Below are 17,727 nucleotides of genomic sequence, written 5' to 3' on the forward strand. Positions count from 1 at the left end.
CCGGTGACGCGAGGGGGCACGATGTCCGACCAGACCAATCCGCCGGTCTACCCGCACCAGCCCGGTGCAACCGGCGGCCAACCGGGCCCGAACGGCCCGTACCCCGCTCCTGGGACCCAGAGCCAGCAGTTCGGTGCTCAGGGCAACCAGGGTCTCTGGCCGCAGGGCGGTGGACAGCCGCCGCAGCAGGGCGGCCAGCCGCCGTATCAGGGCCAGCCGCAGCCGGGTTACCAGGGCCAGCCGCAGTACGGCCAGCCGCCGGTGCAGCAGTACGGGCAGCCGCAGCAGCCGCCGTACGGGCAGCCGCAGTACGGCGGTCCGCAGGGTGACGGCGGCCAGCCGCCGTACGGCCCGGGCTACGGCCAGGCGCAGCAGTGGCAGCCCGAGCCGCCGAAGCGGCGGAACAAGTGGATCCCGCTCGTCGCCGTCGTGGCGGTGCTCGCCGTGCTCGGTGGCGGTGGCCTGTTCGCCTACGCGCGGCTCAACGGTGGCGGCGGTCAGCCGGCCGAGGTGCTGCCCGGTACGGCGGTCGCGTACGCCCGCATCGACCTGAACCCGTCGGCCGGTCAGCGCGTCGCCGCGCTGCGGTACCTGATGAAGTTCCCGTCCGCGAAGGAGCGGATCGGCCTCACCAGCGACAACGACGACCTGCGGCAGAAGCTGTTCGAGCTGCTGAAGAAGGAAGCCGGCGACGACCTCGCCGACGTCGACTTCGAGAAGGACGTCAAGCCGTGGCTGGGGGACCGGGCCGGTCTGGCCGCGCTGCCGCCGTCCGGTGACCGCAAGTCGCCGGACGTCGTCGTCGCCGTCCAGGTGAAGAGCGAGGACAAGGCCAACGCCGGCCTGGACAAGCTGTTCGCCAAGGAGGACGAGAAGCCGGGCCGCGTCTTCACCGACGGCTACGTGCTGCTCGGCGACAACCAGGCGCTGGTGGAATCGGCCGCGTCGACGGCCAAGGACAGCCCGCTGAGCGAGAACTCCAAGTTCGACGGCGACATGTCCGCGCTCGGCGAGCAGGGCTTCGCGTCGTTCTGGGCCGACACCGCCGGGCTGGCGCTGATCAGTGACCGCAAGCTGACCGAGGAGCAGCGCAAGGCGCTCCCGGCCGGTTCGATGGCCGCCGCGCTGCGCTTCGACGCGAGCTACGTCGAGCTCAAGGGCGTGGTCCGCAGCGACCAGACCGTGAAGACCGGCGCCGCCGATGCGGGCGACGTACTCGCGAAGCTGCCGGAGAGCTCGGCCGGCGGGATCGCCGTGTCGGGTGGTTCGGAGCTGGTCGACACCGCGTGGGCGCAAATGAAGAAGTCGAGCGGCCTCGACCTGGAGGAGCTGACCTCGGGCTTCACCGACCAGTACGGGATCGTGCTGCCGGACGACCTGAAGACGCTGCTGGGCAAGAACTTCGCGGTCGCGATCGACCGGAACGACGACGACGGCCCGAAGATCGGCCTGCGGTCCGAGACCGACCCGGCGAAGGCCGGCGAGGTGGTCGACAAGGCGATGCGGCTGCTCCGCGAGCGCAGCCGGCTGAACATCCCGATCGAGAAGGCCCAGGACGGCGGCACGCTGGTCGTCGCCACCGACAAGGCCTACGCCGAGCAGATGCTCAAGGGCGGCAGCCTCGGTGAGTCGGACAGCTTCAAGCAGGCGATCCCGGACACCAAGGGCGCGGTGCTCGCCGCGTACGTCGACTTCGACGGGATCGGCGCGCTGACCGAGGAGCTCAAGGCGAACAAGGACGCCGCCGCGCTCCGCTCGGCCGGCGTCACCATCCGCCACACCGAAGGCGGCCAGGCCGACTTCACCCTCCGGGTGGTCGCCAAGTAGTCACCGGTACGACGAGGGCCCGGACCGCCACGGCGGCCCGGGCCCTCGCTCGTGGTCGGGCCGATGTCGAAATCGCGGGCTCGGCCTCTACCTCAGGGCGAACCACCACTTTCGAGAGGACCTGAGATGAACCACGTCACCGCCATCAGCACCGTCGCCGTCCCCGTCACCGACCAGGACCGCGCGCTCGCCTTCTACGTCGACACCCTCGGCTTCGAGCTCCGCCTGGACGCCCCGCTCCCGCAACTCGGCGGCCGCTGGATCGTGGTCGCCCCGGCCGGCGCCACGACCTCGCTCGCGCTCGTCCCGGCCAGCGACCAGACTCCGGTCGGTGCCGACATCGGGATCCGCTTCGCCACCGGCGACGCTGCCGCGGCCCATGCCGCGTTGGCCGCGCAGGAGGTCCCGGTCGACGCTCTGCTCAGCTGGCCCGGCGTCCCGCCGATGTTCACCTTCCGGGACCCGGACGGCAACGTGCTCTACCTCGTCGAGGGCTGACCCAGCCGTACGCCGGTCAGCTCGGCGCACGCCTCCAGCAGCCCCTCCTGTACGGCGACGTCGCCGGCCACGGGATGGGTCTGCTGCCGGCGGCGGTGGTAGAAGTACCCGCCGGTCGTCGTCTGCTCGGTCGTCGCGAGCCAGATCTGCGTCTCCACTGCCTCGCCGAGGTCGTCCGGCGCACCGGCACCGCCCATCTTGGTGGGAACCCACCCGGGGTCGACGGCGTTCGACTGCACCTGGGGCCACAATCGGGCTACGGCCAGGGCCATGGTGAGGTCGTGCAGCTTCGAGTCGGAGTAGGCCTGCGCGCCGCTCCACCGCCGGCGCACGAACTGCAGATCGTCGAGCGCGATCTCGCCGCCCCGGTGCATCCCCGAGCTGAGGTAGATCAACCGGTCGGGCCGGTCGATCAGCGCAGTCAGCAGGTACGGCGCCAGCGTGTTGATCGCGAAGACGTGCTCGAGGCCGTCGGCCGTCTCGCTGCGCCGCTCGCGGTACCCGACGGCGGCGTTGTGCACGACCACGTCGAACCGGCCGGTCTCGTTGGCCTGCTGAGCCAGTTCCTTGGTCTCCGCGATGCTCGACAGCTCTCCGACCAGCACCGACCCGGCTGCTGGTACGGCGGCCCGCGCGTCGTCCGCGCGCTGCCGGTTCCGGGCGTGCAGAACGACCTCGTGACCCGCGGCGACGAGTCGTTCGGCGAGCAACCGGCCGAGACCGTTGGCCGATCCGGTGATGAAGATGCGCACGGTAGGTCCTTTCGCTCCCTGCCCACTCTGCCCTGTCGGTGGTGATCGGGTCCAAGACCTGTGCGGGCCGCCGTCATACCCTGGAGGTATCAGAGGAGGTGGGCCCGTGGACGTGGATCTGCGGAAGGTGCGGTACTTCGTCGCGGTGGCGGAGGAACTGCACTTCGGGCGGGCGGCGGAGCGGCTGCACATCGCTCAGCCGGTGCTGTCGCGGCAGATCCGCGCGCTGGAGGACGAGCTGAAGGTCCAGCTGTTCGTCCGGAGCAAGCGGGCCACCGAGCTCACCTCCGCCGGGCAGCAACTGCTGGAGGACGCCCGCCCGGTGCTGGCTTCGGCCGAGGCGATGCGACGCCGGACAGTTCAGGCGGCTCGCGCCGAGCGGATCTTCACGATCGCGTTCATGCCCGGTATCACCGTCACGCCGCTCGTCCGCGAGCTGGCGTCCGCGCAGCCCGAACTGACCGTCGAGCTCCTCCGCACGACCTGGGACGACCAGGTCGAGGTTCTCCACGACGGCCGCGCCGACGTCAGCATCGTTCGGCTTCCGATTGATCAGCAAGGCCTCACCGTGCGCCCGCTGTTCGACGAGCCACGGGTCGCGATGCTCCCCGCGGATCACCGCCTCGCGGGCAAGCCGGTGATCCGCATCGCCGACCTGGCCGACGACCATCTCCTGCAGGACCCTGACGCGGTCCCCGAGTGGCGCGACGTCGCCGTCGAACTGCGCGAGGGCCGGGGCCGCCCGGCCCCGCACTACCGCAGCATCGAGGAGAAGCTCGAACACGTTGCCGCCGGCCACGGGATCTCGGTCATCCCGTTGTCCACGGCAACGTTCTACACCCGCCCCGACGTGGTCGCCGTACCGGTGGAGGACCTGGGCCCGAACCGCGTGGCGCTCGCCTGGCCGAGCAGCCGTCGTTCGCGGACGCTCCCGGCGGTCGCGGCCCTGGCCGAGAACCTCGCCTGGGCGTAGTCAGCCTCGATCTCAGCGGCAAGGCTTCGGGGTTCCGGTCTGGTGCGTGCCCACGGCAACGTACGGTTGCTCGATCGTCCCGCCCGGAGCGGCCACACCAACCGCCCACAGGCAACGCCCGACAACGGTCGAGCCGTGCAGATATCCGGCACCCGGGGGAGTGGTCGTCTCGATGAACGCGCCACCTGAGAGCTCGGCCACGATCGGCTCCTGCGTGGTCGGATCCCCACCAACGGCCACGGGACGCCCGTCGACGAACTCCAGGTCGTGGAACTGCCCCGTCCGCACCGGCGCCGCGATCTCCGTCCACTTCTTCCCGTCGAAGTGCAGCGCCAGCGGCTGCCGCCAGTACTCCTCGCTCGGCTTCTCACCGACCGCCCAGATGTCGTCCGCCGCACGCACCACCAGCTGCGCGATCTCGAACTGCCGGTCAGCCGGCATGTCGATCGGCAGCTTCACCTCGCGCCAGGCCTTCCCGTCGTACCGGGCGACTCCACCGATTCCCGCCGCCCAGACGTCCTTCGGCGAGACCTGCTCGAGGTCGTCGAGATAGGAGATGTGCTGCAAACCCGCACTGGGCAGCGCCGTCCACTTCCCACCGGCGTACCGGCGTACGGCCGTCTGGTAGTTCCCCTCCGCATCAGTCGCCGCTTCACCGACCAACACGCCAGTTCCAGCCGCCGTCACAGCCGTGTACTGCGAAGACCCCTCAAGCAGCTCGGGCGGATTCGTCACCCGGCTCCACGCCTTGCCGTTCCAGCGCTGCAGCAACGCCCGGTCGCCGTACGTCGGCCCCTCGGTCGCGCCGACCGCCCACACGTCGTTCCGCGACCGAACGAGCAGATCGTCCAGCCGCCCGTCCGCCACCGCACTTTCCGTACGACGCCACGCCTTGCCGTCCCAGTACGCCGCCAGCGGGTGGAACCGCAACGCCTCACCGTCCTGCTCCAGCGAAATCCCCACGCTCCACTGCGCGCCATCGGCCCGCTCGGTCGTGTAGAGCACCGCGGACCCCAGCTCGGTCGGCGTCTCGGTCCAGTCGATCGGCGCAGGCGCGGCAGCACCCGCCACGGTTGTCGTCAGCAACAACCCGGTCACCACAGAGGTCAGCAAGGCAAAACCCTTCGTCGTCGGAGTCTCCACCCCGTACGACGCGCCGACCTCCCCGCCGCGTTACGCTCGCGCGGCGCTCGACCTGCGGGCCAACCCGCCCACCCGGCTACTCCGCGGCCAGGGCCTCCAGCACGCCGTCGCCGTACTTGGCGAGCTTGTTCTCGCCGACGCCGCTGACCTTGCCCAGCTCCGCCAGCGAGCTCGGCAGGTCGGTCGCGATCTGACGCAGCGTCGCATCGTGGAAGATCACGTACGCCGGTACGCCCTGCTCCTTGGCCGTCGCCGCGCGCCACGCCCGCAACCGCTCGAACACCGGCGCCGCCTCGGCCGGCAGGTCGACGACCTTCTTCTTGCTCCCACCGCCCGACGACTTCGACCGCCCGACCCGCTCGGGCTCGCGCCGCATCATCACCTCGCGGCGCCGGCCGAGCACCTCGGCGCTCTCGGCCGTGAGCAGCAGCGTGCCGTAATCACCTTCCACTGTGAGCAGTCGCTGGGCCAGCAACTGCCGGATCACCCCACGCCACTCGGTGTCCTTCAGCTCGGTCCCGATGCCGAACACACTCAGCTCGTCGTGCCGGAACTGCTTGACCTTCTCGGTGGTCTTGCCGAGCAGGATGTCGATCACCTGCCCGGCGCCGAACTTCTGGTTCCGCTCGTGCTGCAGCCGGTACACCGTGGAGAGCAGCTTCTGCGCCGGGATCGTCCCGTCCCACGACTCCGGCGGGACCAGGCAGGTGTCGCAGTTCCCGCACGGCTCGCCCTGCTGGCCGAAGTACGCGAGCAGCTGGACCCGCCGGCACTGCACGGTCTCGCACAGCGCGAGCATCGCGTCGAGATGCGTGCCGAGCCGGCGCCGGTGCGCCGCGTCGCCTTCGGACGTGTCGATCATCTTGCGCTGCTGCACGACGTCCTGCAGCCCGTACGCCAGCCAGGCGGTCGACGGCAGACCGTCGCGCCCGGCGCGACCGGTCTCCTGGTAGTACCCCTCGACCGACTTCGGCAGGTCCAGGTGCGCGACGAACCGTACGTCGGGCTTGTCGATCCCCATCCCGAACGCGATCGTCGCGACCACGACCAGGCCGTCCTCGCGCAGGAAGCGGGACTGGTTCTTCGCGCGGGTCCGGCTGTCCAGGCCGGCGTGGTACGGCACAGCCTCGATCCCGTTCTGGGTCAGGAAGGTGGCGGTCTTCTCGACGCTGTTGCGGGACAGGCAGTAGACGATGCCCGCGTCGCCCGCGTGCTCGGTGCGCAGCAGGTCGAGCAGCTGACGCTGCGGGTTGTCCTTGCCGACGATGCGGTACTGGATGTTCGGCCGGTCGAAGCTGGCGACGAAGTGCCGCGCCTCGGTCAGGTTGAGCCGGGTGGCGATTTCGGCGTGCGTCGCCTCGGTGGCCGTCGCGGTCAGCGCGATCCGCGGCACGTCCGGCCAGCGCTCGTGCAGCTCCGACAGCATCAGGTAGTCGGGGCGGAAGTCGTGCCCCCACTGGGACACGCAGTGCGCCTCGTCGATCGCGAACAACGAGATCTTGCCCTGGTCGAGCAGCCGGACCGTCGACTCGACCCGGAGCCGCTCGGGCGCCAGGTACAGCAGGTCGAGATCACCGGCCAGGAAGGCCTGCTCGACCTCGCGGCGCTGCTCGAAGTCCTGCGTCGAGTTCAGGAAGCCGGCCCGGACGCCGAGCGCGGTGAGCGCGTCGACCTGGTCCTGCATCAGCGCGATCAGCGGCGAGATCACCACCCCGACGCCGGACCTGACCAGCGCGGGGATCTGGTAGCACAGCGACTTGCCGCCACCGGTCGGCATCAGGACGAGCGCGTCACCACCACCGACGACGGTCTCGATGATGTCGCGCTGCTCCCCGCGGAACGCGTCGTACCCGAACACCCGGTGCAGCACCTGCAGGGCTTCGGAGTCTGGCAGTTCCGCTGTCGTTTCGGCCACGCAGCGATTCTACGGAGATCGGCGCTGCCCCGTGGGACGCCTGTGGATACTTCGGCTGCCGGTCCCGTCCCAGGCGGGGACGGGACCGGCGTACCGTCAGCGCAGCCGGTACGCGCGCTCCACGGTTTGGTCGACCGAGTTGCCCGCGCTGTCCACGGCGGTCGCGCGCAGCGTGACGTACTTGGCTGTCGAGGGTGTTTCGAAGACGGCCACGTAGCGATTCGCGCCGGTGCGAACGACTCGAGCGTTGACCCACTGCCGACCGTCGTCGCCGGACGCCTGCACAGCGAGTCCGGTCAGCACGCCGGCCTTGGCTCCAGGCGGATGCTCGACGGTCAACGGCAGCATCGTGTGCTTCGTCCGCGGCAGGCTGCCGTCGTCGCTCGTCCGCAGGCCGAAGCGCACCGCCCAGAGCGGCAGGACCGCACCTTGCCGCCCTGTCACAGCGGACTGGAAGCGCCAGCTCGCCGACACCTTGGTGGACAGCTCCTTGCGGTCGGTGCGATCCACGGACGTGCGCAGCTCGTACTGCGCGCGACCGGCGGGTAGCTCGGCTGAGATACGCCCAGCCTCCTGCGACTCGGCGAACGGCTTGCCGTCGCGGTACAGCGTCGTACGGGCTGCCTCCGGTCGGCCCCGCTCGGGGGAGTAGGAGCTGCTGTGGCCGCTGCCGTCCGCGTGCAGGGACAGGTGAACGGACAGCTGGTTCTCGACTCGCCGGGCGTGCTGGTCGTACGACTTCAGCGCTGCCCGCGGCAGAGCGAACCTGGTCGCGGGTCCTGCGATCGCGGTCCGCCACACCTCGGTGGTCGAGCGCCCGGCCTGGTACGACGTGGGCGTGTTGTCGGAGCTCAGCGACGTCCCGGTGTATCCCTCGTGCAGGATGGTGGACCACCGGACGTCCGGATCTGCCGTCGCGTACTGCACGACGGACGCCGGCAGCTTGGTGTACCCGAAGAGGGCGCGGACACTCGTGGGCAGGCCGGTGACGTGCGGCAGGTGCCCGAAGAACTGCAGGCCGGCCTGCGGTCGCGGTCCGTCGACGGCGAAGCGGTGCACGATCCTCGCCAGGTCACGATCGCGGTAGTGCCGGTCGTACCCGGTGAAGAACCCGCCGCGGCGCTGGTCGGACAACGAATAAATGTAGGGCGAATCGTCGTACCAGCCGGCGGTCCCGTGACCCAGCGTGCTCTGCACGAAGGAGAACAAGCCGGTACCGGTCGCCGGCGGCCCGAGCTGTGCGGTGAAATGCGAGTCGAGGTCACCGTTCCACAGCGAGGACATGTAGGGCTCTGCGCCCTTCCCTCTGCGCGGCTGCACCAGGCCGACGTTCGCCATCGCGAGGATGGATCCTGGTTGCTCGACGGAGACCTTCATCGGTTTGGTCTTGCGGGCGTCCACGACCACCGTGCGGGCGCGGTCCATGACGAGCGCCGGCTGCACCGTCCAGTACAGACGTTGGCGGTCGGGGTCGTCGGCGACCACCACCGACTCGACGAGGTAGCGCCCCTTCGGAAGCCGGACCACCGTCTCGCCGTCCGGGTCGTACGGCGCCTCCAGCACATCCTGATCGGTACCGACGATCACGTTGCCGGCCGCCGCCTGCTTGCCGTCGCGGTCGAGCGTGCGCAACGTCAGGTCGTAGCTCTCGACCTCCTTGTCCACCTGCAGCAGCGTCGACGTGACGCGCTTGCCGTTCGCGGTGGCGGTGATCCGGCCGGTGTACAGGCCGTCCGGGCCGGAGTGCCGGGTGTTGATCCGGACCGCCACCGTGGCGGTGCCGCCCGCCGGGACAACGAGCCGACGCGTCGAGAGGCTGACCGTTCCGGCCGGTGCCGCGCGTCCGGTGGGTCCGGTCAGCCGGGCGTCCAGGGCCAGGGTGACGGGCTTGGTGCCGTCGTTGTGGAACGTCGCCTGCCGGGTGACGGGCCGGTCGTCGGTGTGCGGCCAGCGCTGCGTTCCGAACGCCATGCTGCCCGGCACGCTGAAGACGGTCTGCTCGATCGCCCGGCCGACGTCGATCCGGCCCGCGCCCTGCTCGTACACCGATTGGTTCGCGGCGGGCCGGGCGGAGGCCGTCAGCGCGGCCTTCAGCCGGTCCGCTGTCCAATTGGGCCTGCGCTGGACCAGGAGCGCGGCGGCGCCCGAGACGTGCGGCGTCGCCATCGACGTACCCGACTTCATCGTGTACGCCGGTCCGCCCGGCCGGGCGTTCGCCAGCGCGGCGGTGATGTCGACACCCGGCGCGGTGACGTCGGGCTTCACCGCGCCGTCGCCGACCCGCGGACCGCGAGACGAGAAGGACGCCAACTCGTCGTACCGGTCGACCGCCCCGACCGCCAGGGCCGCGTCCGCCGAGGCAGGCGAGCCCACGGTCCGGCCGAACGGGCCGCTGTTGCCGGCCGCGACGACGAAGAGCGCGCCGGTACGGGCGGTCAAGGTGTTCACCGCGGCTTCGACCGGGTCGATGCCAGGGGTGTCCGGGCTGCCCAGACTGAGGTTGACCACGTCGGCGCCCTGCTCGACCGCCGCCCACTCCATCGCGGCCAGGATCGCCGACTCCCGGCAGCCGCGACCCTCGCAGATCTTGGCGTCCAGCAGCTTGGCTCCTGGCGCCACTCCGCGGTACCGGCCGGCCGACGCCTTGCCAGTGCCCGCGATGGTCGACGCGACGTGCGTCCCGTGGCCGATCTGGTCGCCTGGCGTGTCGCCGACGAAGTTCTTCGCGGCTTTCACCTGACCGGCCAGATCAGGGTGCGAGGTGTCGATGCCGGTGTCCAGAACGGCGACCGTCGCCCCGGTGCCGGTGTAACCGGAGCGCCAGGCGGTCGGCGCGCCGATCTGAGGCACGCTGCGATCCAGCGACACCTGTCGCAGGCCGTCGAGCCAGACCTTGTCGATGCCGCCCTGCCCCGGAGCCAGCGACTGCCACGTCGCCCCGAGGTTCTGCTTGCGGGCTGCGACCGCGACGCTGCCCGCCGACGGCAGCGTCCGGGTGGCCCGTAGGCCGTCCCGCCGGGCCAGGCCGGGGGCGCGGCTCGTGCCCGACGCCAGGATCAACGGCAGGTCCGTGCTGTGCGCGTCGTCGTACCCGGCCTCGATCAGGGTGGTCAGGTCGAACAGTCGCCGATCCAGCCGGCCGCTCGCGACCAGATCTGCGACATCGGCCGGTACGGCGTACAGGTGGCCGTCGATCCGGCGGATCGAGACGGCGACCTTCTCACGCCCCTTGGCCGGCCGGATCTCGACCTGGGCACCGCCTCCGGACACCTGCACCCGATCACCGGTGACGAGGGTGACCACGTGACCGTCCCCTCCGCGGAGGGGATCGGGTGGTGGGGCCGGCGCCGCGCCGGTCGGCGGAACCGAACCGACCAGCAGGACCGCAGCCAGCAGGACACTCACAACTCGTCGCCTCATGAAACGCTCCCTGTACCGGACGTCTTGACGACGGTCGATACGGAGCCGGCGGTCGCGAGGATGCCTTGCCCGGAAGCCTTTCAGCGTGGGCTGAACAGTGGGCGGGTCAGCGCTCGCCCGCGTAGGTGCCGACGCTCCAGACGTTGCCCTCGGGATCGGTGACGGCGAAGCCGCGCGATCCGTAGTCCTCCTCGCGCATCTCGCGCAGGACCTTCGCGCCGGCCGCGATCACCTGTGGATAAAGGGAGTCCGGATCGTCGTGAACGAGATAACTTCCCTGTGCCTGGTCGACGAACCGGTCGAACTCGTTGGGTTCGGCGTTGCGGTCGACCGAGCTGACCATCACCCCACCACCGTGCGGCCACAACAGTTCGGCGTGCGCGATCGATCCCTCGGCGACTCCGGGGTAGGAGGCGACCAGTGTGAATCCCAGCCCTTCGGTCAGGAACTTCAGGGCGGCCTGCCCGTCGCGGTAGATCAACGTCGGCCACACGCCGACCTGTCCGGTGCTCTGTGTCGTGTTCATACCCCCGACTCTGTCTTCTCCCCAGGAGGTTCGTCTTGAACGTATGGGAGTTCTTCAGCGATCCACTGCCGCGGCGAGCAACCGGCCAGCGCGTTCCACTCACGGGACAGGTGCGCCTGGTCGGCGTAGCCGAGCTCGGCCGCCAGGTCGGCGAGCTTGGTCCGCGGTGCGCGCTTCAACCGCTGCACGGCCTGTTCGAACCGCATCACGCGAGCGGCGACCTTGGGTGCGAGTCCGTACTCCTGGCGAAAGCGTTCGGTCAGGTGGCGCCGGCCCCAACCGACCTCGGTCGCCAGATCCTGTACGCCGACGCCGCCGCTGGTCTGCGCGAGCCGTTGCCAGGCCCAGCAGATCTCGGCGCGCGGCTGGGGGACAGGCTCGTCGCGCCATGCCTCGAGCAGCAACCGCTCCAGGAGGGCGAAGCGCCGCGTCCAGCTGGGGGTCTCGCGCAGTTGCTCGGTGAGCTCGCGGGCCGGCCTGCCGAGGATGTCGTCGAGCGGGACCACGGTCGAGGCCAGTTCACCGGAGGGAACGCCGAGCAGCGCGCGACTGCCGGCCGGCGTGAGCGCGAGCTGGAGCCCGGTCTGGTTGGGCGACTGGCCGATCCGGACGGCAGTCGAGTGGAGACCACCGGCGAGCGTCTCGAACGTCCGCGTCGGCGCGTCCGGCCAGCCGATGCTCAGCGGCTCGTCCAGCGTGATCACGACGGTCAGCGACCGGGAGGGGAGTCCACGGTGCAGCTCGGGCGGCTTCCCGCGGTAGGCGTAGCCGATCAGGTCGTCGAGGTACGGGCGCAGCGCGGGATGCACCCGGTGCACATGCAGCTCGAAGTCCTCCATCGCTCCAGGCTAGATCGCCGACCCGACAAAAGCCCTGCTTCAGGCTGGGCGGCGGGCGATGACCAGGCGACCGAAGTCGGTCTGCGCCAGGCGTTCGATCGCGAAGCCCGCGGTCTTGGCCTCGTCGGCCAACTGCTCGGCGGTCCGTCCGAAGGGCACGCCCCACCCCTGCGCGACCAGCTTCCGCAGCGTGTACGCCGGTCGATCGTCCTCGTCCGGTTCCGGCTCCATCTCCTGCATCATCAGCACCCCGCCAGGCTTCAGCACCCGGAGCAGCATCGCGAGCGTCTCCGCCCGCGTCTGCTCGGGAAAGAAGGGCTGCGCCCAGAACGCACCGGTGAACCTGTCCGGCTCGTCGAGCTCCCGCGCGTCCATCACCCGGACGTCGATCCGATCCGTCACCCCGCGCGTCTCGGCCCGTCGTACCGTTTCGGCGGCGACCGTCGGGACCAGCTCGATCGCCACAGCCTCCAGCTCCGGATACATCGAGGCGAGCGTCAGCGTCGCGCAGGCGACCCCGCAGCCGACGTCGAGCCACGTTCCGGCCTTGATCGCGGCCGACAGCTCAGGCAGTTGCGGGACGAAGATCTGCTCGTACAGGGCTTTCGTCACCGCACCTGCCGCACCTCCGGCGGCGCGGGCGACCACGAGCGCGTCCGGTTCGGTCAGCGGCAGCGGCCCGCGCTCTTCGGCCGCCGTACGGGTCAGCCGGGTCATCAGCTCGGAGCGATCCAGCAGATCGTCCAGCCCGATCCAGGCGTCCGCGGCGGCGAGCGCCTCGAAGGACGCGCTCAGCTGCACGTGCCCGTTCGCCTGCTCGACGATCCCGTGCGACTCGAGCACAGCCAGTACGTCGGTGAGCCGGGCCGGCGGGAGCCCGGAGAACTCGGCCAGCGCGGCGAGCTCCCGGCGTTCGAGGAGGAACTGCGTCCACCCGCGGTCGCGCAGCGTCGTCAGGAGTGCGAGCGCCTGGGCGCCGTTGGCCCAGGTCTCCACCTGCCCGCGGGCGGCGCGGGAGAGCGCGAGCCGCTCCAGTGGGTCAGATCGGGTGTCGTCGGCTGTACTCACAGGGACAAGATGCAGGACGCCGCGAGGGGTTGGAACATCGGCCCGGGAGGGTGGCGACTTCCCGCCGTACAGCGGGACCTCGGAACGATCGCCGGCGACTCGAAGACCCGACGGCGCGCTTGTTGCGCCGGGATGTGGGACCGGCGTTTCGGCATTCGGGACGGTAGTGGCAACATGCTAGGAGAGCAGTCCGAGAAGCGAGGAGATACCGTCGTGCCTGCATTGAGGTCCCGTACTGTCACCCACGGTCGCAACATGGCGGGCGCCCGCGCGCTCATGCAGGCCTCCGGGGTAGCGCGGGAGGACTTCGGCAAACCGATCATCGCCGTGGCGAACAGCTTCACCGAGTTCGTGCCGGGGCACACCCACCTGCAGCCGGTGGGCCGGATCGTGTCCGAGGCGATTCATGCGGCGGGCGGCATCGCGCGCGAGTTCAACACGATCGCCGTCGACGACGGGATCGCGATGGGCCACGGCGGCATGCTGTACAGCCTGCCGTCGCGCGACCTGATCGCCGACTCGGTCGAGTACATGGTCGAGGCGCACTGCGCGGACGCCCTGATCTGCATCTCGAACTGCGACAAGATCACCCCCGGCATGCTGATGGCCGCGCTGCGGCTGAACATCCCGACCGTGTTCGTCTCCGGCGGCCCGATGGAGGCCGGCCGGGCCACGCTGGTCGACGGCACCGTGCGCAAGCTCGACCTGATCGACGCGATGTCCGAGGCGGTCAACGAGAACGTCTCCGACGCCGACATCCAGCGGATCGAGGAGAACGCCTGCCCGACCTGCGGGTCCTGCTCCGGCATGTTCACCGCGAACTCGATGAACTGCCTGACCGAGGCGATCGGCCTGTCCCTGCCCGGCAACGGCTCGGTCCTGGCCACCCACACCGCCCGCAAGGCCCTGTACGAGAACGCCGGCCGCACGGTCGTCGAGATCACCAAGCGGTACTACGACACCGACGACGAGAACGTGCTGCCGCGCAACATCGCGTCCCGCGCCGCGTTCGAGAACGCGATGGCGCTCGACATCGCGATGGGTGGTTCGACCAACACGATCCTGCACCTGCTGGCCGCGGCGCAGGAGGCCGAGGTCGACTTCGGTCTGGACGACATCAACGCCGTGTCGCGGCGGGTGCCGTGCCTGGCGAAGGTCGCGCCGAACGTCGCGCCGGGTGGCACGTACTACATGGAGGACGTGCACCGGGCCGGTGGGATCCCGGCGATCCTCGGTGAGCTGTACCGCGGTGGGCTGCTGAACGAGGACATCCACACCGTGCACAGCGACTCGATCGACGAGTGGTTGAAGACGTGGGACCTGCGCGGCGGTTCGCCGTCCGCTGAGGCCGTTGAGATGTGGCACGCGGCCCCGGGGTGCGTTCGGTCGGCGACCGCGTTCTCGCAGTCGGAGCGCTGGGACACGCTGGACACCGACGCGGCCGGCGGGTGCATCCGCGACGTCGAGCACGCGTACTCCGCCGACGGCGGCCTGGCCGTGCTGAAGGGCAACCTCGCCGAGGACGGCTGCGTCGTGAAGACGGCGGGCGTGGACGAGTCGATCTGGACCTTCCAGGGCCCGGCCGTGGTTTGCGAGTCGCAGGAGGAAGCCGTCGAGAAGATCCTCGCGAAGCAGGTCCAGCCCGGCGACGTCGTCGTGATCCGGTACGAGGGCCCGAAGGGCGGTCCCGGGATGCAGGAGATGCTCTACCCCACGTCGTTCCTGAAGGGCCGCGGCCTCGGCAAGGTCTGTGCCCTGGTCACCGACGGCCGCTTCTCCGGCGGCACGTCGGGCCTGTCCATCGGCCACGCATCCCCCGAAGCAGCCTCCGGCGGCACCATCGCCCTGGTCCAGGACGGCGACCAGATTCGCATCGACATCCCCAACCGCTCGATCGACCTCCTTGTCGACCAAGCCGAGCTCGACACCCGCCGCGAGGCCCTGGGCGGCGTCTACGCCCCCAAGTCCCGCGACCGCAAGGTCTCCCAAGCCCTCCGCGCCTACGCCGCCATGGCCACCAGCGCCGACAAGGGCGCAGTCCGAGACGTCACCAAACTCGGCTGACCCCCCGCGTGCCCGGCCCCAGGCCGGGCACGCGAGCACCGGGCGTGCACCACCGGGCGTGCACCACCTCGCGTGCACCACCGGGCGAGCCGCACAAGGTGGGCGGCACGCGGCGGGCTCCCCGCGATTACTCCCGGCGAATCACCGCCGTGCAGCACCACTACGCGTCCACCAGCCGCGCGCTCTGCGCCGCGCGCTCGCCACCCGGCGAGCAGCACCAGATGGGCAGCACCCGGCGTGCAGCACCGCGCGTGCAGCACCGCCCGCCCGGCAGCACGCGTTGACCGCCGCGCAGCATCACCGCGCGAGCAGCCCCAGGTGGGCGGCACCCGGCGGGCTCCCCGCGAGTCACACCCGGCGAACCACCGCTGTGCAGCACCACCATGCGCCCACCAGCCGCGCGTTCAGCGCCGCGCGCTCGCCACCTGGCCAGCAGCACCAGATGGGCAGCACCCGGCGAGCAGTACCAGGTGGCGGCACCGGGCGGGCTCCCCGCGAGCGACTCGTGAGCACCACCCGGCGAGCAACCTGTGAGCCCCCGCCAACACCACCGCCCCACCTGCGTGCGCCTCACGACGGCGCACTCACCAGCACGGGCAGGTCGTAGCGCGTTCACCACCGCGCGTCAACATCACGCGAGCAGTTCCCGGTGGCAGCAGCCGGCGGGTGGGGCGGGGCAGGCACCTTGCGAGCGCCGCCACGCGAGACGACCGGCGCGGGCGGGACCCGGACCGGCACCCCGCGAGCACCAGCAGGCGTGCGCCACCGCGAGCACCACCAGGCGTGCACCACCGCGAGGACCCCGCGCGGGCACCGTCCACCTTTGACCGCTGATGTGTTGTCCGACGACTGCTTAGTTGTGCGACGACTGACGCGGTATGTCGCGCTAGTCGTCGAACAAGGATGCGGCGGAGGGGGCCAGGTGCAAGTGGTCGGCGCTTGAGTGGATGTGGCCCTTGGTCGCGGGGCTTGAGGTTGGTGCTGGTGAGGTCAGTGAGGGGTGAGCTTCATGGGAGGTTCGCGCGCGGGACTCGGCGGGTGGTTTGGGCACCCGGGAGGTCAGCGTGGGCTCCGGCACCGCGGAAAAGGTGGGTGTGCTGGTTGGCGCGGGGTTCGGGCCGCGGGCGCGCGGGGGTTTCGGCGTAAGGTCCGGGCCGAGGGATGAGTCGTTCGCGCGGGCGGTCAGCGCGGGCCGATGCCTGCTGTGCGGGGTTGGCCGCGGGTTCGTACGACGCTTGCGGTGGTTCAGCGGATGTTCCGGCGGGGCGCTCGGTGGTTCAGCGTGGAGGTTCGTGCGGGGCACGTGTGGGGAGCGGCACGGTGGAGCGGCTTACAGGAGCTCCAGATCGAAGGCCAGCGTGATGGCTTCGGCTAGGGACGGTTCCTGGTCGGGGAGGACGTAGCCGATCAGGCGGCCCAGTTGGAGTTTGGGGATGGTTTGGATGTTGTCGCAGCTGATGGCGCTGGGGTGGTCCAAACCGTTCTGCGGGCCTACCAGCACCTCGGTGGAGAGGCCTCGGATGGTGCTGGTGATGGGGGCCACCGTCACGTTGGTGAGGCGGGGGCGGATGAGTTCGCGGGTGAGGACTACGACGGGGCGGGGTTTGTCGAGGCGGGCGATGTGGATGGGGCGCATCAGTCGAGGTCGGTGAGTACGGTTCCGCCGGCGGTCGCGGCCAGGCCGTCGAGGTCGGAGGGTTCGCCGTACTCGGTGAGCAGGGCGAGGTCGCGGGCGGCCAGCTCGCGGCGGCGCTCGCGTTCCATCGCCCGGGCGACGACCGACGCTCGCGACGGTGCCTTGTTGTCGTCGACGAGGCGGTCCATGAAGTCGACCAACTCGTCCGGGAGACGCACGGTGATCTGTTTGCTCATACCACGACGATACCACCGTGGGATTCAACCCGGTATGGACGCTCAGTTCGGGTTCATGGTGGACCAGGACATGTCCGTGTCGGGCAGCGACGGGATCGCCTTGATCGCGGTCAGCTCGGCGTCGAGGAGGCCGATCAGCTGGGCCAGGCGCGTTGTGGTGTCGGGAGCCTCGAGGAGTTTCTGGCGTTCGGGGGTGAGCAGGGTGGTCGCGGCCGACATCAGGTACGACAGCGTGCCCGGGTCGTCGGGCAGCGAGCCGATGTGCAGGCCGGGGCGGGAGATCTCGGTCACGGCGGCGGCGTACCGGCGGAAGCGTTCGACGGCGATCGTCGCCGTACCGAGCGGGTCGTCGCCGAGCTCCTCGTCCAGCCACTCGACGTCGGCGACCAGGTAGTCGCCGCCGCTGTCCAGCTCGTCGACCTTGAAGCGGCGGTTGCCGGTCAGCGTGACCTCGACCGGGCCGTCGTCGTCGGCGTCGATGGTGATCTCGGAGATGGTGGCCGCGCAGCCGGTGCCGTACAGCGAGCGGAAGACCCGGTCACCCAGCTCGTAGCCGTCCCGAACGGCGATCGCGCCGCAGACCATCTCGCCGCCGTTCTCGACCAGGTCGCGGATCACCGAACGGCCTTGGGCGTCCGTGATCGGCAAAGGGAGCACCAGCCCCGGAAAGATCACCGTCTCGACGGTGAGCAGCGGCAGCCGAGAGTCCATACCGTCGAGCGTAGGGCATGCATGGCAGCCACCTGCGTGCTGCGCGGCACCCGGCGCGGCACCTCGGTGCACTGGAGCAAAGCCCACGATGGAAAAACATCGAGGGCTTCACTCCAGCA

14 protein-coding genes are annotated in these 17,727 nt (G+C 70.4%); 4 read left to right on the forward strand and 10 right to left on the reverse strand.

Going from position 1 to position 17,727, the window contains the following annotated elements:
- The first annotated feature begins 21 nt into the window (after positions 1-21).
- Together ABD235_RS04165 and ABD235_RS04170 are read left to right on the forward strand one after the other, a co-directional pair.
- Positions 22-1,827, forward strand: coding sequence for a DUF3352 domain-containing protein (locus ABD235_RS04165; RefSeq protein WP_344169590.1), 1,806 nt, complete (start codon positions 22-24; stop codon positions 1,825-1,827).
- Between the two features lie 126 nt (positions 1,828-1,953).
- Positions 1,954-2,325, forward strand: a complete 372-nt coding sequence (locus ABD235_RS04170) for a VOC family protein (protein ID WP_344169593.1) — start codon at positions 1,954-1,956, stop codon at positions 2,323-2,325.
- Here the strand turns inward: ABD235_RS04170 and ABD235_RS04175 are convergent.
- Positions 2,307-3,077, reverse strand: a complete 771-nt coding sequence (locus ABD235_RS04175; protein WP_344169596.1) for an SDR family NAD(P)-dependent oxidoreductase — start codon at positions 3,075-3,077, stop codon at positions 2,307-2,309. The genes ABD235_RS04170 and ABD235_RS04175 overlap by 19 nt on opposite strands.
- Positions 3,078-3,183: 106 nt before the next feature.
- Here ABD235_RS04175 and ABD235_RS04180 point away from each other — a divergent pair, with 106 nt between their 5' ends.
- Positions 3,184-4,050 (forward strand): LysR family transcriptional regulator, encoded by an 867-nt coding sequence (locus tag ABD235_RS04180; protein WP_344169599.1) that lies wholly within the window; start codon positions 3,184-3,186, stop codon positions 4,048-4,050.
- Positions 4,051-4,062: 12 nt separating this feature from the next.
- On the opposite strand, the gene ABD235_RS04185 is transcribed toward ABD235_RS04180, so the two are convergent.
- The 6 genes from ABD235_RS04185 to ABD235_RS04210 form a co-directional block, all read right to left on the reverse strand.
- On the reverse strand, positions 4,063-5,163 hold the full coding sequence (locus tag ABD235_RS04185; RefSeq protein WP_344169602.1) for a hypothetical protein: 1,101 nt from the start codon (positions 5,161-5,163) through the stop codon (positions 4,063-4,065).
- A 106-nt stretch (positions 5,164-5,269) separates the two neighbouring features.
- Positions 5,270-7,108: a DNA helicase RecQ gene (gene recQ / locus ABD235_RS04190; RefSeq protein WP_344169605.1), complete on the reverse strand. Its 1,839-nt coding sequence runs from the start codon at positions 7,106-7,108 to the stop codon at positions 5,270-5,272.
- Between the two features lie 96 nt (positions 7,109-7,204).
- Positions 7,205-10,528 (reverse strand): S8 family serine peptidase, encoded by a 3,324-nt coding sequence (locus ABD235_RS04195; RefSeq protein WP_344169608.1) that lies wholly within the window; start codon positions 10,526-10,528, stop codon positions 7,205-7,207.
- 106 nt (positions 10,529-10,634) lie between these two features.
- The gene (locus tag ABD235_RS04200) at positions 10,635-11,054 is read right to left on the reverse strand and encodes a VOC family protein (protein WP_344169611.1); all 420 of its coding nucleotides are present in this window, start codon (positions 11,052-11,054) and stop codon (positions 10,635-10,637) included.
- Positions 11,051-11,893: a helix-turn-helix domain-containing protein gene (locus ABD235_RS04205; protein ID WP_344169614.1), complete on the reverse strand. Its 843-nt coding sequence runs from the start codon at positions 11,891-11,893 to the stop codon at positions 11,051-11,053. Before ABD235_RS04205 ends, ABD235_RS04200 begins: the two co-directional genes overlap by 4 nt.
- A 39-nt stretch (positions 11,894-11,932) precedes the next feature.
- Positions 11,933-12,961, reverse strand: coding sequence for an SAM-dependent methyltransferase (locus ABD235_RS04210; RefSeq protein WP_344169617.1), 1,029 nt, complete (start codon positions 12,959-12,961; stop codon positions 11,933-11,935).
- A gap of 213 nt (positions 12,962-13,174) precedes the next feature.
- Here ABD235_RS04210 and ilvD point away from each other — a divergent pair, with 213 nt between their 5' ends.
- On the forward strand, positions 13,175-15,025 hold the full coding sequence (gene ilvD, locus ABD235_RS04215) for a dihydroxy-acid dehydratase (protein ID WP_344169620.1): 1,851 nt from the start codon (positions 13,175-13,177) through the stop codon (positions 15,023-15,025).
- 1,330 nt (positions 15,026-16,355) lie between these two features.
- On the opposite strand, the gene ABD235_RS04220 is transcribed toward ilvD, so the two are convergent.
- The 3 genes from ABD235_RS04220 to ABD235_RS04230 are packed head-to-tail and all read right to left on the reverse strand — an operon-like array spanning position 16,356 to position 17,608.
- Positions 16,356-16,661: a type II toxin-antitoxin system PemK/MazF family toxin gene (locus tag ABD235_RS04220; RefSeq protein WP_344169623.1), complete on the reverse strand. Its 306-nt coding sequence runs from the start codon at positions 16,659-16,661 to the stop codon at positions 16,356-16,358.
- Positions 16,661-16,897, reverse strand: coding sequence for a ribbon-helix-helix domain-containing protein (locus ABD235_RS04225; RefSeq protein WP_344169626.1), 237 nt, complete (start codon positions 16,895-16,897; stop codon positions 16,661-16,663). The genes ABD235_RS04220 and ABD235_RS04225 overlap by 1 nt, the downstream gene beginning before the upstream one ends.
- Positions 16,898-16,939: 42 nt before the next feature.
- Positions 16,940-17,608 (reverse strand): LON peptidase substrate-binding domain-containing protein, encoded by a 669-nt coding sequence (locus tag ABD235_RS04230; protein ID WP_344169629.1) that lies wholly within the window; start codon positions 17,606-17,608, stop codon positions 16,940-16,942.
- Positions 17,609-17,727 lie beyond the last annotated feature (119 nt).

The organism is Kribbella lupini (assembly GCF_039529595.1).
Lineage (GTDB): Bacteria > Actinomycetota > Actinomycetes > Propionibacteriales > Kribbellaceae > Kribbella > Kribbella lupini.